Origin of the sequence: Mucilaginibacter rubeus (assembly GCF_003286415.2) — a bacterium.
Lineage (GTDB): Bacteria > Bacteroidota > Bacteroidia > Sphingobacteriales > Sphingobacteriaceae > Mucilaginibacter > Mucilaginibacter rubeus_A.
The window spans coordinates 4,067,405-4,083,240 of the sequence record NZ_CP043450.1; the positions used below are offsets into that span (position 1 = coordinate 4,067,405).

The following is a 15,836-nucleotide window of genomic DNA, read 5'->3' on the forward strand; positions in this document are numbered from 1 at the left end:
TGTTACACTGCTTAAGCAACAATGTTTCATACATTGTACCTGTAAATCATCTCACTATGTTATCCAGGATCAGGGCATTTTGTATTGGCATTCTGTTTTCAACCTCACCACTGCTTTCACTTGCGCAGCAGGTAAATTATCCCCCTGCAGATAAAGTCGCGTCGGATTTTAAGAAACTGCTGGAAAGGCCGCGGGTGCCATTAAATCCATCTTTTACCATAACTAAAACAGATTCTGTTATTGTAGAGCATGGTTTTATTTACAGTGAAAAGAATGAACGCGTACCTATCCTGATCTACAAACCGATTACAGTGGCCAAACCATACCCTGCTGTTATTTTTCTGCATAGCACAGGGGGTAAAAAAGAAGATAACAGGAAAATGCTTTACCAGCTTACCAAAAAAGGGATCATAGGTGTAGCTATTGATGCGCGCTTTCATGGTGAACGCATTGCCGGTGGAGCGCATGGCTCAAAAGAATATGCAACCGCAGCTATCGCTGCCTGGGAAAATAAGGACAAGCTCCATCAAACCCACCCGTTTTTGTTTGACACAGCTTTTGACCTTTGGCGGGTAACGGACTACTTAACCAGCCGACCAGATGTTAATGCCAACCGGATTGGCATGGGAGGCATTTCTATGGGAGGTATTGAAACATGGCTTGCGGCATCGGTTGATAAGCGGATAAAAGTGGTGGTACTGGATATCGCTGTACAAAGCTTCAAATGGTCGTTAGAAAATGACCGATGGCAAGGCCGTGCGGGCACTATCCAGGCAACTCATTTGCAGGCCGCAAAAGATTTGGGCGACTCTGCCGTAAATAAGCGGAATGTTAAGACCGTTTGGGATAAGTTACTGCCGGGCATCACCGGTGAGTTTGATTGCCCGTCGATGATCCGATTAATAGCTCCCCGCCCCATGTTGGTTCTGGGTACCGAGAATGACCAGAATTGCCCACTCCCGGGAGCAGATATCGCCTATGCCTCTGCTTTAAAAGTGTATACCGCAAAAAATGCGAACGATAAAATTAAACGGGATGTAACACCGAAACTGCCGCATACATCAACAACCGAGCATTTTAAAATGACGCTGGATTGGTTTAGCAAGTGGCTGTAATCTACGTTATTCCTTTGCTTAATCAATTTGTTCAAGCGGTAAATCACTTACTGTGGTTGCACGCGTGTAAAAATCTTTAACTAATGAGTTAAGATGCCGTTTTAAGCGTGTCTTTTCTTTTTTCAACGCCTCTACCAGTTGCTCATTTTCGGCTTCCCCTGTTGCAAATAAAGCGATCGCGACTTCCTTATCGTGCCACTCACCAATAATATCCTGCACCTCATCCAGATAAGCAATATTAAAAGGTTGATTAAGCACCGGCTTAACCAGCTTATAATTATAAATGAGCATTTTTAACTGCTTGCGGCAGGCATGTAAAGCGGTATCCGCATAAGGCGGGGCAAGGCAAACAGCAAGCTGCTCCAATTGCTGCCTGTAATAAAAATCAATATGGATATCGCTGATTTTCGGGATAACTTTTTTGAGTTTGCGACGGGCCCGACGCAGGCGTTGCAGGTGTTTAACCGCCTCAGAACGGAAATCATGAGCAGATTGCTTCATAAACTTGCGTTGGCCTTCCATCATTTCAGGCTGCGCGATTAAAAACTGCTTTGTTAATTCGAGGTTGATATAGGCATTCCTGATCTCTCCTGCCGCTTTAAATAACTTGCGCACCGGCTTTAGTTCCTTTTCTAATTGTTTAACGGGCAAACCACTGTCTGCCAATACCAAAAAGGCCCTTAATTTTTTAACTTGTACCCTGAAACGGTGCAGATCTTCCTGTTTGCCTTTTTTATCAAAAGCTTTTAGGTGCGAACGGAGGTTTGTCCACTCGCCCTCAAAGTATAAAAGTTCTTCTTTCAATTTCATGCTGGGGATCCTATCACAATATTTATTATACAAGATAAGGAAAAATTAATTCAATCAGGTTTAGCTCGCTGACGGAAACTCTGTATCCTTCAAAAGACGAGTATCACAACCGGAAAAAAGTAATTGAGTATGACTATATGACCAATTCAGGAGCAGAAATGTCCGTTTAAAGTATAATATGGCCTGACTCATCACTATAATATTCTGTTACAGGCAAATGCGGTTGTAGCTTTACTAAAAATTAAAACCCAAAGCTATGAAAACTAATAAAAATAGACTGGCTACAGTCATCATTATCGCCATCCTGGCCATTTTTACACTGCCTGCATCATCTCAGGCACAGCAGAAAATAAGCGGTCGTACCGAATTGCAACGTCATGACCTCAGCATTCCCAACCACGAAATGGTACAAATCCGTGTAGATATTGAAAAAGGTCAATCCTATCCACAGCACAAACACCCCGGCGAAGAAATTATTTATGTACTTGAAGGCGTGTTAGAATACCAGGTAGAGGGCAAACAACCGGCAACGCTAAAAGCAGGTGATGTTTTGTTTATCCCTTACGGAACGGTGCATGCGGTAAAAAATGTGGGCGACACCAAGGCAGTTGAACTTGCTACTTATATTGTTGAAAAAGACAAGCCGCTTGTTACGCTTATAAAGTAAAAAGGGGTTAAAGCTGAATAACACGCGTCATTGCGAGGAACGAAGCAATCCCAAACTATACAGGGCCAACCTGCTAATCGGGGATTGCTTCGTTCCTCGCAATGACGCTATCTTATTTTATCGGGCACAGAAAACAATCACAAGCTCGATTTAAACTGATAAGAGCCGGGCATTAATTTATAAACAGCTTTGCCACCTTCAAACCTGACAAAACTGATACCTTTTGCACCGGTAGTAGGTTTACCACCTTCAGTTACCTGTTTAGCAGTGCTTGCAGGCAACAATAATGTTGCCGAAGTATTTGCAGGCACCGTAGCATTATAAGTTAATGTTTTGCCACTTACAGACCAACTGCTGTTTATCCTGCCATAAGGCGAATCATAGGATCCTTTTGCCCAGGTCATCCCCCCGGTAGGATCAGGCTCTGGTTGCAGGATAAACTTTTTAAAGCCTGGTTCATCGCGTTGGATGCCGATGGAATAAGCCAGCATCCATTGGCCGATAGCACCGAATGAATAATGATTGAATGAGTTCATACTGTTATTTCCACCGAAACCATTCTCTACGGTATAGCCGTTCAGTCTTTCCCAAATGGTTGTAGCACCCTGATCGATAGCGTACAGCCATGACGGGTAATGTTCGTTTTGCAGTAGTTTATAGGCCAGATCTGAATGCCCATGATCAGAAAGCGCCTTGCTGATGCCGGCGGTACCTACAAAGCCTGTCATCAAAGAATAAGCCGGGCGAACAATTCCCTGGTCGTCCTTATTTTCACGCTCAACAGCGGCTGCCAGATTTTTTGCCATGTCGCTGATATTGTCTGTGTTGAACACCCCGAGCGCCAAACCAGTAGCATAAGCGGTTTGGGTATCCGATTCTTTAAACTCCTTTTTGCCCGGTTCGCCAAACATACCGCCGCCAATCAAACCAACTGCCTTTTTATCGGCATTAACAAAGGTTTTATTAAAGAATGCTTTACGCTCATCGTATTTCTTCCTGAACTTTTCGGCATCGTCTTTCTTCCCTAAAATAGCCGCAACCTTCGCCATAATTCCCAGATCATAAACATGATATGCAGTAACCGGGAAAGCGGTGCCCAGTTGCATATACTGCGGACCAAGCCAATCACCGAGTACACCATCAGTACTGAAGCCTGTTTTAGGATCGACTGTCGAATCCACATAATCCATATACTTGCTCATGGCATCATAATGCTCGGCAAGCAGGGCTACGTCATTGTATTGCTGATAGGTTTCCCAAGCAACAGTGATCCCGGCGCTTCCCCAGATCACACCACCAAAACCACCACCTACTGGGGCTATGTCAGTAAACCTGCCCTGCTCGGTCTGCATATCGCGCATGGCCAGCATATGTCTGCGCAAAAACTGATCGGCATTGGATACATAAGTGGCAGTACGCGAAAAGATGCTGATATCGCCCGACCAACCCATCCGCTCGTTCCTTTGGGGGCAATCTGTAGGTATGGTTAAAAAGTTATCGATGTTTGACCAGGTCAAGTTTGACCATAGTTTATTCACTTTCGGGTTGGAGGTAGCATAATCGGCCGTTAGTTTCTTTACCGAACTGATTGCCAGTCCCTGCACATCGTTAAGCGGCAACGGACTATCAATACCGGTAATCTCAATATACTGATACCCGTGCGAAGTAAAATGCGGCTGAAACACCTGTTCACCATCCTTCATGATATAAAGATCCTGGCTTAGGGCTGCACGGTAATTCTCGGTCATAATCATGCCTACATTTTTGCCGGATTCTTTGAGATCTGGGTACAGGATCTCAGCATAGCGAAAAGTGAGTTTCTTGCCGGCAATACCATTTTTGATGCTGATTTTAGGCACTCCCACAAAGTTCTGCCCCATATCATAAACATACACGCCTTTTCTAACTTCCTTGACTGCTTTTGCAGTCAGCGTTTTATAAATGCCTGCTGATGTTCCGATCTGTCCGATCAGCGAAATATCACCAAACTCAAGCGGGATCTTTTTTCCGAAGTAATCAGTCTCATCGCCTGTATAAGTTGTCCCCTTAAGCGATATTGATGTGGCCTTTTGCCAGTCGTGATCATCATAAGTTGCCGTATTCCAATTTTTAACAGCTGCCTCTCTTGTAGCGTCATCAACCTCGCCCATATCTAAACTGCTATAAACTACAGGGCCATGATTAAAATATTTCCAATTTTTTTCGTTGGTTTTGATCACATCCTCCGAACCATCGGCATAGGTAATTACCAGTTTAGCCAGCAGCGATTGCCTGTCGCCAAAATGGTTCCAGATCGAACCGTAGCTTAGCAGGCCACTCCACCACCCTTCGCCAAGCATGGCGCCAATAGCGTTTTGCCCTTTACCTATCATGGAGGTTACATCATAAGTTTGGTAAAGGTGGGTTTTGTTGTATTGGGTAAGCCCAGGGTTATAATAATCATTCCCCACCCTTTTACCGTTCAGATAAACCTCATAAATACCTCTCGCGGTTACATAAAGCCGTGCTTTGGCAATTGCTTTATCCGTGTTAAATACCGAGCGCAGCATTGGCATAGCATTGCGGCTTGGGTCGGCAAGGACAAAAGCTCCCGCGTTCCCGCCGTTCAGTTCATATTTTCCATCTTTTATAGTTAAGCCTGATGTAGCCGAAGCAACCGCTTCCCTAAAAATGCCACTATAATTATTTGCCTCAGGCTTTTCGCTGAACAAGGTATTACGTGGCGACCTGATATTGGAAACCGATAACTCAGAAAACGCCGCTTTTTGCCCTTTATCTGCAGAGAAACCGATTTCACCCAACATGCCGTACGAGATCACATCATGACCCGCCCCCAGTGGGTTGAGCGTAATTACAGCTCCACGATTGGCCGGTACCGGCTTGGCAACAGCTACACCGCTTTTCTCGTCGGCAATAAATGTTTTATCATCATCAACAGTAAATGTGAGCGTACCAAATTCATTATGGATTTGGATGGCGTGCGGTTTGTTCTTATTGCCATTGCCAATCAGGTCGGTTTTTATCCGGAAGCTTTTAAAAACTTTATCTGAGGTATCCTTATCAGAGTATCCAGCACGGTATACATTAATGTTCGCGTTACCACCCTGCGCCAGACCTGAAATATCCAGCTCAACCTTAAAGTATGATTGATTTTTTTTATTTGCCAGTTGAAAGATATTTTTATTGCTATCCATCAAACGCGGATCATTGGCTGCAAAAACAATACTCGCTTTTGAGCTGCCCTCGGCAATGGTTATTTTATACTTCAGGTTATACAGCGGCAGATAATGCGCATAAAGCACAAGGTCATCATCCCCGCCTCCTATCCATTGCGCGCCATCCCAGGCCGACATGCCGGTATCCATCAGCCCGGTTTCAAACCATGAGCTGGCGGATGAAACACCGCCCGTTTGATCCCATACGTTCACCGTCCAGCTATAACGGGTTGTGGCTTTGAGTACAGAGCCTGCATAAACCACAGCTAAAGCTGCTCCACTTTTCATTTTGGCGCTGTTCCAAGCCACTTTTCCCTGTGCATCTTTTACCGTAATTTGATAGGCCGTCTGGGTGTATCCCCTCGCCCCTTCGGGCGCAAGCATCTGCCAGCTAAACCGGGGCAGTTTAACATCAATGCCAATAGGATGCTCCGTGTACTCTACCTGCAGGTTAACAATTCTGGTTCCTTTCGCTGCAGCATAAAGGTTAATGCATGTGAATGAAAATAACAGCAATAAAATAAAGGCAGCCGATGGGGCTATCGAGGCGCGACTTTTTATCATAGTTGGGTTTACAGTAAAAATAATTGGTTAAAGCAATATGCATATTAAATAGCGCTTAACTGTCCCCTACTTACCCCCTGATATGTAATTTTCTTGCATACCATGGCCCCATAATGTTATCGGTACCAAGCTCCAATATTCTATCGGGGGCTTGGTGTTATTTTAGCCCTCAAATCCCCCTTACCCAAGCTTTTTCCGCAACCACTTCCTAACCGGCTCATCATACCATTTCAGTGCGACGTAGGCTAAACCAATTCCACCTATCAAAATAAGTAACGCGTAGGGCCAGGCTTGTGCAATGGTGATGCCCTTGTTATTGCTGATCCAGGCTACGTAAAAGTAAACCAGTGGATAATGTACCAGGTAAAGCGGATAGGATATGTCACCCAGGAATTTGCAGATCTTGTTCTCGCGTTGAGTTTGCAACACGCCACTGGCGCCAAGGTATACGATAACCGGGAAAACGATGATGATACAAACCGATTCATAGATCCCGTTCATCCAAACGTGCTCGGCACCGCCAATGCGCGGCATATACAGTACAATGGCCACTAAAAGACTGCACCATAAAAAAGCGTTTTTAATTTGAGTTGGCTTAACTATGCGTGAAAGTAACAAACCGGCAAAGAAAGGGTATATGGTACGGGTTATCCCGATCCTGACCTGCTCTACATTCAACGTCCAGCCACCGCTGACATCGCCATTACTAATAGCCAGGTGTGCAAGCGCGATAGCGGCAATGCCAACCAGGATACTTAATGCCGTTTTAGAAAATTTCCTGATCCAGACAGCATAAAGAATGTTGGCAATGTATTCGAAAAATAACGACCAGCCCACGCTATTCATCGGGTGCATCTCCTCCCATCCACGGATATCAAGCGATAGCGGCACCGGCAGAATAGTATAACCGATCAGCGTTACCAGCAGCATTTTCCAAACCGGAACGGTATGAATGAGCGGCCAAAGTGTAGAATCTGTAAAATAAAACCCGATAGCGCCGAGGGTCATCCCTAAAACCACCATGGGTTGCAGACGTTCGATACGACGTTTGAAAAAACTGCCGACAGTCATTTTATGCCAACGGTCGTCATATGCATAGCCAATCACGAAGCCTGATAGTAAAAAGAAAAAGTCGACAGCGAGATAGCCGTGATTGACAAGATTATCTAAATGACCGGTTGCTAAAGGCTCAGTTAAGTGAAAGGTTACCACGATTATGGCCGCGACGCCGCGAAGGCCATCTAAGATGGGATAGTGTGGCTTGGTGGCCAGCTCATTATTGTTCATTAATAAATTTAGATTTGCAGGATAAGAATTAAAATCGGCGCAAAATATAAAAAAAATGCATCTATCAAGTAGAAAATCGATTTATCATATCATTGTTGCAAGGAAGGATGGTCGCTCTGTATAGCATGCGATTGCTTCGTTACTCGCAATGACATAATTAAAAATGGGGTAATGCTGAGCCTGTCGAAGCATAGCGGGCCATGCCTCTGCGCGCGACCCTTCGACATGCTACCCATGACATAATTAAAATCGGATGTTTTTCGCAGCAGATCAGCTTCGGGTGAAAACGGGCAGAACAATGCGGGGAATGTGCGGCTGCAGGGGCATAGCAAGTTTTTGCAGAAGCTGGGGATAGGGCGAATCGGGGCAAAATAATTGCAGCCCGTGGTTCTGTTCGTTTTGCAGGGCAAAGGCCGGGCGGCGGGTTGGAGGGAAGGATGAGCGCAAAGAAGCCTTTCTGCTGCAAGCCCTTTTGGGTACTTTTGTGGCGACAAAAGTACCTGGCCCCGCGCGGCCAAGAGCGCGACGATGTAAGTTCAATACAACAATAGTCATTACCTGCCTCTGTGCGATTGCTTCGTGCCTCGCAATGACGCGGCGGATATGTCATTTAGCCTTTGCAGATCTCTATTTTCTCCCACTCAGCGCGAGAGGCGCATTTTTTTTCATCGCCTAACTGCCCAGGCTAAACCATCTGCCCCGCGAATATCAATATGCCCGCTTACTTCTAATTTTTCAAGATCAACCACGGCCACATAGTTATCAGAAGTGCAACCTATAAAGGCGCGTGATCCGTCATCATCTACCAGGATGCCCGCCGCGCCGCGGCCGGTATTTATGCGTTTTATTTCCCGGTGCGATGCCGCGTCAAAAATAAACAGATCACCTGTCCGGAGACTGGTAACCAATACCCGTTTGCCATCAGGCGTAAACTGAAGACGGTTGGCTCCCACAACCTTCGCATCAATTGTAGCGGTTACTTTTTTGGCTGTAACATCAATAACTGAAATGTTACCATCTTCGGCACCTGCAGTCCACAATTCACGGCCATCGGGTGATACATCAAAACCTTCAGACCCTTTGGCCACCGGAATAACAGTTTGCACCCATTCCTGACGTGCCGGAGGTGCAAATCCGGGCGGTGGTGTCGCTCCGGCTGGAGGGGTTGGTCCGGGCGGAGGACCTGCCGGTTTACTCGGGCTATCTGTCAAAATACTTACAGTTGCCGAGTTTACATTAGTAGTATAAACCTGTTTCCCATCTGCAGTAACATAGATCATGTGTGTTCTGTCCTGCCCTGTTCCCATAGCCCAATCAAATTTACCTGTTGCCGGATCATAACGGCCAACAGCTTTAGCTCCTTCTGCCGAAAACCACACTTTACCTGCAGCAAAGGTTAAGCCATGCGGCCCCATTAACGGCCTGGTATCAAGCGCGGGTAAAGCTTTTTGTGCTACAAGGTCAATCACGCTAAGCTCGTGCAGGCTCCCGCCGCCATAAATGGATACATAAGCCGTTTTCCCGTCAGCCGAGGCGATAACCTCATGCGGATCGGAACCTACGGGCACACTGGCTATAACCTTCAGCGTAACCGGATCGATAACAGACAGGGTATGATCACTTTTAGAAAGCGCAAGCAGCGTGCGCGATGGTGTTGACTGTGCCTTACATCTGGCGGCAATAAAAACTATCAACAGAAAACTTAAAGTAAACAATTTACTCAGGCTGGACTTTGCAGTTTTAAAAGCCAGGTTACGTGTAGTTTTATTCATAGGGCTTACAGATTGGAGAACGGTTTATAACTCGATGAAGGATATGACCATAAGAACTGATCTCTCCTTAAAACAAATATACTGATCCCCTAAATTGTTTTCCCTGCCAACGGCATACAAATCGACGATAACCAGAACGTTACCTATTACGACTCATTTTTAATAGACCAGCCGCCGTAAAACTGAGATGAAAGCTATTGCCTATCTACTATCCGCTCCATATATTTATGTAAGCAATTCCCCTCAATGAATCAGGCATATATCGCAGGCATCGCTCCATTCTTTATCGTTCATAACGTCACGGCTTCACTTTCGTTTTATGGTGAAATGCTCAACTTTGAAACTGTTTTCCAGGAACCTGCTCATGATCCGTTTTTTGCCATTGTGCAGCGCGATGGAGCTATGATCTTTCTTAAGGCGGTAGAGGCAGATCCGCTTCCTAATTCCAGTCGTGCCCGGGATGCCCGTTGGGATGCTTATGTAAGCGTTCCTAACCCGGATATACTCGCTGCAGAATTCATATCACGGGATGTTACTTTCACCCAACCATTACAGGATACACACGACGGCCTGCGTGGTTTTGAGCTGGCAGATACCGATGGTTATATCCTGTTTTTTGGCAGGCCACTGTAACGGTCTAACTGCTAACAGGTACACTTTTTGCCGCTGGTATAGCATGGATCAACATTATTTACTGAACTCCGTAGATGGGGTAGACGTTATTTTAATTCCGGGTTCAGGCAGCAGCGTGTGTGTGTTTGACCCGGGAGCACAGCCCAGTCCGGGTTTACCAGAACCGCTCAGGGCCACTATTTTGGATAAAGAACTGGCTTTTCAGCAAACAGGCGGCGTTACCATTTCAGAAGAGGAACTACTGAAGGTTATTCGCTGGTATAGTTACCGCAAAACGTTTTCCTGAAAACATTATAGGAATTTACCCCGAAACCCCACCTTTATGCCCGTTAACAGGTAAATCAGGCGTATACAAACTTTCCCGAACCGGGGAAGATTTAACCCTGCCATAGCACCTACCTGATACCCGCTCCTATCACTGATCTTATTGTATCAAAACTGTTACAGATCTATTTTGCATAAAAATGATCTTTAAAACAAAAAACATCGGCCTTTAAAACAAAAGTGCTGTAACCCCTTGCCTATACTTTTGTTTCATTAAAACATTAAAAAAATGGAACAAATAAAAGATAATTATAATGGAGCATTACAGAAACCGCTGGATTCAGGATTTGGCACCCAATCAACCACTACCGACGTTATTAAAGGGATAAATCTTAGTGGCAAAACAGCTATAGTAACCGGCGGCTATGCGGGCATCGGTTTAAAAACCGTAAGAACGTTGGTATCAGCCGGGGCAAAAGTTATTGTACCTGCACGTGATTACAACAAAGCCGCTAAAAATCTCGAAGGCGTACCTAACGTAACCATTAAGGTGATGGATCTGATGGATCCGGCCTCTATCGATTCCTTCGCGGTAGGTTTTCTGAAAACTGCTGCGCCGCTTAACCTGCTCATCAATAACGCAGGCATCATGTGGGTGCCGCTTCAGCGCGATGCAAGGGGTTATGAATCACAACTGGCAACCAATCACCTCGGGCATTTCCAGCTTACCGCCTTACTTTGGCCGGCGCTTAAAAAAGCCCATGGGGCAAGGGTGATCAATGTATCTTCTTACGGTCACCAGATTTCGCCTTTTGATTTTGACGATCCCAACTTCCTTCATCGCGATTACGAAACCCTGACGGCCTACGGTCAATCAAAAACAGCCAACAATCTTTTTACTGTCGAACTTGACCACCGCGCTAAAGATTTCGGGGTTCGCTCCTACGCACTACATCCTGGCTCTGTAAATGGTACCGACCTTGGCCGAGCCGCCTCGGTAGAGTTATTTCAGCAGATGGGCATGTTTGACGCCGACGGAAATATATTGCCGGAAGTAGCGGCCCGGCTAAAAACTGTAGAACAGGGTGCAGCCACCTCGGTATGGTGTGCTACCAGTCCGCAGCTCGATAACATAGGTGGTGTATATTGTGAAAATGCAGATGTTGCCAATCTGGACCTTGGGGACATTGAACATAAATACGATGAGCCCCTTACTTTACGTGGCGTAAAACCATATTCGGTTGATGCTGAAAGCGCCCAAAAGCTGTGGACCTTGAGCGAAGAAATGACAGGCGTAAAATTTGCGGCAAACTAAGATCAGTTGTAGCTTTATATTAACCGGCAGCATCAATGAACCATGGAATTTAAAACACATTATTTAAGCCCAGATATTAAACTCTCAAATTTTGAGGATAAACCATTCCGAACAGAGGTGTTGTTTGAACATCACATGCTGATCTGGTTTATTTCGGGCGAAACAAAGATAGTGCAGGCCGATTCGATACATGTTTTTGGTGCCGGTGATATATTCCTGATCCCCCGTAATCAGCTAACCACGGTAATTAACTATCCCAAGGATGGTTTACCACATAAAACAGTGGCCATGCACCTCACCATGCCAATGCTCAAAGAGTTTTATACCAAGAACCCGCCAAAGGCTCGCCTGTTGCATTCGCCAGGGATCAGGAACTTTGGTAAGCACCCGCTATTGGAAAGCTGCCTGGCCTCGCTGATCCCGTACTTTGACCTGAAGGATGGATTGCCGGAAAACCTTGCTTCGCTGAAAATTGAAGAAGCTATCAATATTTTAAGGATAATTGACGGCGATATAGATGGAATACTGGCCAATTTCCAGGAGCCGGGTAAAATTGACCTCACCAATTTCATGGAGCGAAACTTCATGTTCAATATGCCGATGGAAAAGTTTGGTTACCTCACCGGTCGCAGCCTTACCACTTTTAAAAGGGACTTTAAGAAAAGCTTTGACACTACCCCACAAAAGTGGCTCACCCAAAAACGATTGGAACTGGCGCATTACCGCATCAGGGAACAAAACAGGAAACCATCAGATGTATATGCTGAAGTGGGATTTGAAAACCTGTCGCATTTTACCTATGCTTTTAAGAAGCATTTCAGTTATTCGCCAACGGCTGACAGCCATTAATCAAAACAACGCGGGATTGTGCAATTCCACCTTGAAGGCGATAGCAGATGTACGTCATGATATGATGCACCATCGGTGCTACCTATTTGTAGCCAGAAGACAAAAACAACCATTTGCGCCGTTAGGTGCTACCCAAATACGGCGATGTTTATAACCATGTTGAAAGGGTAGCCTCTACGAGGCAAAGGATTATTATATTTATTTTGCTACAAACAGGTATCCCCTACGGGGAATTAGAAACTATTAAATTGCGAATAAACCATAGGTCTCAAGGAAGAATTAAAAAGACTGAAAAAGAAAAAGCCTTTCTCTGAACAGAGAAAGGCTTTTGAGCGAAAGACGAGATTCGAACTCGCGACCCCGACCTTGGCAAGGTCGTGCTCTACCAACTGAGCTACTTTCGCGTTGGTGGCCGCAAATATATAACTTCAGGTATATGCAGTCAAAATATTTTTTCACTTTTTAAGTATTAAAATTAACATGCTTTTAATCAAATATTTACACAAGCAAAATTTCGCAATCCTATCAAATATCGTTGACCTCATCAAAAAACAGGTACTCAAAAAACTTCAAAAATGGTCTATTTCTCCTTTTCATTATCCATTTTGCGTAATTACCCCGTAAAATCAACTGACGGAAATTGCTCCCTTCTTTCTTAATTTCTCCAAGCTTTTGCCCTGCTTGTCCGATATTTTAGTCCATCATTTATTTAGGTTTGTCCATTTTTATAACGGGGTCAAAGAACTACTTTGCCGCATTCAGATCCACAAAATAATGGCCAGTTCAAACCCTATATCAGTAGCCATAAATTAATCTCAAGTCATTTGTTCAAATTGGTGAAACGTTTTATCTTCGCATCTACATTCGCAATCGATTGCGAATGTCATTTAACCTATAATCAAAACCAAATACGCCCACTACCTAATATTCTATGAAAAGAAGTTCCGTTTTAATCCCCTTACTACTTTTAATTACGATAAAAAGCTTTGGTGGCTTGCGTATGGCGGCCGATACCCCATTATACAAAAACAAAAAAGCAGCTGTAAACGCCCGAGTTGAAGACTTGATGGCGCGAATGACGCTCAAAGAAAAAATTGAGCAGCTGCAAAACAGGGCATCGGGCCGGGCTGATGAAATTGAAAACATTTTTAAAGGCGAGAGTTACGGCTGCACCCATGAAATGAACATGAAAGCGGCCGATTGTGCCGATATGTACCAGAAATTGCAAATCTACATGCTCACCAAAACCAGGCTGGGCATCCCTATCCTTACCGCGGCAGAGGGAATTGAAGGTATCCTGCAAAATGGTTGTACCCTGTTTCCGCAGGAACTTGCTCAGGGCAGTACCTTTAACCCGGCGCTAATCCGTAAAATGACCGAAGCCGCCGGGGCCGAAGCTGATGTGATCGGCATTCACCAGATCCTTTCGCCGGTATTGGATATTGCCCGCGAGCTAAGATGGGGCCGTGTTGAAGAAACTTACGGCGAAGACCCTTACCTGATAGCTCAAATGGGTATTGCCTTTGTAAATGGTTATCAAAAATACAATATCACCTGTACGCCTAAACATTTCATGGCTCACGGCTCCCCTTCAGGAGGGTTGAATTGTGCTAATGTAAGCGGCGGTGAACGCGAGCTGCGCAGCCTGTATATGTACCCCTTTAAAAGGGTTATCGCCGAAACCAATCCGCTGGCGGTTATGTCATGCTATAGTTCATACGATGGCATCGCGCTTAGCGGCTCTCATTACTACATGACCGATATACTGCGCAGCGAACTTGGCTTTAAAGGTTATGTATATTCTGACTGGGGATCGGTTGACCGGCTGTTAACTTTCCACCATGCTGTTTCAACCCAGGAAGATGCCGCTAAGATGGCCCTCATCGCCGGCATCGATCTTGATATTGACGATGCGTATCAACACCTGCAAAAATTGGTTGAAAGCGGTAAACTGGATCTGAAATACATTGATCTGGCAGTTCGCCGGGTTTTGACGGTTAAGTTTACCCTGGGTTTGTTTGACGCTCCTTATGGCAATCCGGCCAGGGTTGATAAAGTGGTACACAGTGCCGCCAACGTAGCTATTTCCAAAGGAGTAGCCGACGAAAGTGCAGTACTTGTTAAAAACAGCAACAATATTTTGCCGCTAAACCTGTCCAAATACAAATCGATAGCTGTTGTAGGCCCCAACAGTAACCAAACCATTTTTGGCGATTACTCCTGGACCCAACGTAATCCGAAAGAAGGAACAACTTTACTGCAGGGCCTTAAGGAAGTTATCGGCAATAAAATTACAATAAACAACGCCGAGGGCTGCGACTGGTGGAGCCAGGATAAAACGCACATTGCCGAGGCTGTTAAGGCTGTAGAGGCAAGCGATATCGCCATTGTTGCTATCGGTACACGCAGTACATTTTTAGGCCGTAGCCCTAAATACTCAACATCCGGCGAGGGTTTCGACCTTTCGTCGCTTGAGCTACCGGGGGTACAAATGGATTTACTGAAAGCTATAAAAGCCACCGGCAAGCCAATGGTTGTGGTGTTTATCGCGGGTAAGCCTTTGGCTATGCCATGGGTTAAAGACAATGCCGATGCGGTGCTTGTACAATGGTATGGCGGCGAAAAACAAGGCCGTACCCTTGCCGATATCCTTACCGGTGCAATAAACCCATCGGGTAGGCTAAATGTATCGTTCCCACGCAGCACGGGTAACACCCCTTGTTTCTACAATCATTATGTAACCGACCGGGAAGAACCATTTGACCAGCCCGGCACACCCGAAGATCCTAAAATGCACTACATTTTTGATAAACCCGAGCCGGTTTGGAATTTTGGCTACGGCTTAAGCTATACCAGTTTTAAATACAGCAATTGTACTTTGGCCGATTCTGTTTTTTCGGCCAAGGGTGGAACTATCAAAGTATCTGTTGATGTAGAAAATACCGGCACCCGTGATGGCAAAGAAGTGGTGCAACTTTATATCCACGATAAATTCAGCTCGGTTGCTACACCTGTAAAACAACTTAAAGCCTTTAGTAAAGTATTGATCAAGGCCGGCAAACGCACAACCGTAACCCTTGAAGTACCTGTTTCGGAGTTGGGTTTATATAACGACCAGATGCAATATGTAGTAGAACCCGGCGAATTTGAAATACAGGTAGGTAAGGCCGCCGATGATATTGTGTTTACTAAAACTGTAATTATAAAGGAATAAAACGTCATTGCGAGGCACGAAGCAATCTCCGATTAGCAAAGTCCCTCTGTATAGTTCGCGATTGCTTCGTGCCTCGCAATGACGCCATTTTTATCAATACGTTCTTGAATTTTAACTGTTGATAACCCAAT

Annotated in this window: 11 protein-coding genes and 1 tRNA gene; 7 read left to right on the top strand and 5 right to left on the bottom strand. The window is 45.2% G+C overall.

Annotated elements, in window-relative coordinates; genetic code table 11:
• The first annotated feature begins 56 nt into the window (after positions 1–56).
• Positions 57–1,115 (top strand): acetylxylan esterase, encoded by a 1,059-nt coding sequence (locus tag DEO27_RS15935; protein WP_112573989.1) that lies wholly within the window; start codon positions 57–59, stop codon positions 1,113–1,115.
• 18 nt (positions 1,116–1,133) lie between these two features.
• Here DEO27_RS15935 and DEO27_RS15940 read toward each other — a convergent pair whose 3' ends face one another.
• The gene (locus tag DEO27_RS15940) at positions 1,134–1,925 is read right to left on the bottom strand and encodes a CHAD domain-containing protein (RefSeq protein ID WP_112573990.1); all 792 of its coding nucleotides are present in this window, start codon (positions 1,923–1,925) and stop codon (positions 1,134–1,136) included.
• Positions 1,926–2,181: 256 nt separating this feature from the next.
• Between DEO27_RS15940 and DEO27_RS15945 the strand changes: the two genes are divergently transcribed.
• Positions 2,182–2,592: a cupin domain-containing protein gene (locus DEO27_RS15945; RefSeq protein WP_112573991.1), complete on the top strand. Its 411-nt coding sequence runs from the start codon at positions 2,182–2,184 to the stop codon at positions 2,590–2,592.
• A gap of 137 nt (positions 2,593–2,729) precedes the next feature.
• On the opposite strand, the gene DEO27_RS15950 is transcribed toward DEO27_RS15945, so the two are convergent.
• The 3 genes from DEO27_RS15950 to DEO27_RS15960 all read right to left on the bottom strand — a co-directional run bounded on the left by DEO27_RS15950 (position 2,730) and on the right by DEO27_RS15960 (position 9,430).
• Positions 2,730–6,371 carry a family 78 glycoside hydrolase catalytic domain gene (locus DEO27_RS15950; RefSeq protein ID WP_112573992.1) on the bottom strand — a complete coding sequence of 1,214 codons (3,642 nt, stop codon included), beginning with the start codon at positions 6,369–6,371 and terminating at the stop codon, positions 2,730–2,732.
• A gap of 180 nt (positions 6,372–6,551) precedes the next feature.
• Entirely contained in the window at positions 6,552–7,658 is a 1,107-nt protein-coding gene (locus DEO27_RS15955; RefSeq protein WP_112573993.1) for an acyltransferase family protein, read from the bottom strand.
• Between the two features lie 665 nt (positions 7,659–8,323).
• On the bottom strand, positions 8,324–9,430 hold the full coding sequence (locus DEO27_RS15960; protein WP_112575110.1) for a YncE family protein: 1,107 nt from the start codon (positions 9,428–9,430) through the stop codon (positions 8,324–8,326).
• Between the two features lie 246 nt (positions 9,431–9,676).
• On the opposite strand from DEO27_RS15960, the gene DEO27_RS15965 reads away from it, so the two are divergent.
• From DEO27_RS15965 to DEO27_RS15980, 4 genes are all read left to right on the top strand, one after another.
• Positions 9,677–10,063 carry a VOC family protein gene (locus DEO27_RS15965; protein ID WP_112575111.1) on the top strand — a complete coding sequence of 129 codons (387 nt, stop codon included), beginning with the start codon at positions 9,677–9,679 and terminating at the stop codon, positions 10,061–10,063.
• A 43-nt stretch (positions 10,064–10,106) separates the two neighbouring features.
• Positions 10,107–10,349, top strand: coding sequence for a hypothetical protein (locus DEO27_RS15970; RefSeq protein WP_112575113.1), 243 nt, complete (start codon positions 10,107–10,109; stop codon positions 10,347–10,349).
• Between the two features lie 267 nt (positions 10,350–10,616).
• On the top strand, positions 10,617–11,642 hold the full coding sequence (locus DEO27_RS15975) for an SDR family NAD(P)-dependent oxidoreductase (RefSeq protein WP_112575115.1): 1,026 nt from the start codon (positions 10,617–10,619) through the stop codon (positions 11,640–11,642).
• 42 nt (positions 11,643–11,684) lie between these two features.
• Positions 11,685–12,491, top strand: a complete 807-nt coding sequence (locus tag DEO27_RS15980; protein WP_112575117.1) for a helix-turn-helix domain-containing protein — start codon at positions 11,685–11,687, stop codon at positions 12,489–12,491.
• 331 nt (positions 12,492–12,822) lie between these two features.
• Here DEO27_RS15980 and DEO27_RS15985 read toward each other — a convergent pair.
• Positions 12,823–12,895: transfer RNA gene (locus DEO27_RS15985), tRNA-Gly, on the bottom strand.
• 527 nt (positions 12,896–13,422) lie between these two features.
• Between DEO27_RS15985 and DEO27_RS15990 the strand changes: the two genes are divergently transcribed.
• Positions 13,423–15,705, top strand: coding sequence for a glycoside hydrolase family 3 N-terminal domain-containing protein (locus DEO27_RS15990; protein WP_112575121.1), 2,283 nt, complete (start codon positions 13,423–13,425; stop codon positions 15,703–15,705).
• Positions 15,706–15,836 lie beyond the last annotated feature (131 nt).

Bases quoted from the DNA above. Each gene is read 5' to 3' on its own strand.
- DEO27_RS15975 (WP_112575115.1), top strand. From the start codon at position 10,617: ATGGAACAAATAAAAGATAATTATAATGGAGCATTACAGAAACCGCTG.
- DEO27_RS15990 (WP_112575121.1), top strand. From the start codon at position 13,423: ATGAAAAGAAGTTCCGTTTTAATCCCCTTACTACTTTTAATTACGATA.
- DEO27_RS15970 (WP_112575113.1), top strand. From the start codon at position 10,107: ATGGATCAACATTATTTACTGAACTCCGTAGATGGGGTAGACGTTATT.
- DEO27_RS15945 (WP_112573991.1), top strand. From the start codon at position 2,182: ATGAAAACTAATAAAAATAGACTGGCTACAGTCATCATTATCGCCATC.
- DEO27_RS15940 (WP_112573990.1), bottom strand. From the start codon at position 1,925: ATGAAATTGAAAGAAGAACTTTTATACTTTGAGGGCGAGTGGACAAAC.
- DEO27_RS15935 (WP_112573989.1), top strand. From the start codon at position 57: ATGTTATCCAGGATCAGGGCATTTTGTATTGGCATTCTGTTTTCAACC.
- DEO27_RS15955 (WP_112573993.1), bottom strand. From the start codon at position 7,658: ATGAACAATAATGAGCTGGCCACCAAGCCACACTATCCCATCTTAGAT.
- DEO27_RS15980 (WP_112575117.1), top strand. From the start codon at position 11,685: ATGGAATTTAAAACACATTATTTAAGCCCAGATATTAAACTCTCAAAT.
- DEO27_RS15960 (WP_112575110.1), bottom strand. From the start codon at position 9,430: ATGAATAAAACTACACGTAACCTGGCTTTTAAAACTGCAAAGTCCAGC.
- DEO27_RS15965 (WP_112575111.1), top strand. From the start codon at position 9,677: ATGAATCAGGCATATATCGCAGGCATCGCTCCATTCTTTATCGTTCAT.
- DEO27_RS15950 (WP_112573992.1), bottom strand. From the start codon at position 6,371: ATGATAAAAAGTCGCGCCTCGATAGCCCCATCGGCTGCCTTTATTTTA.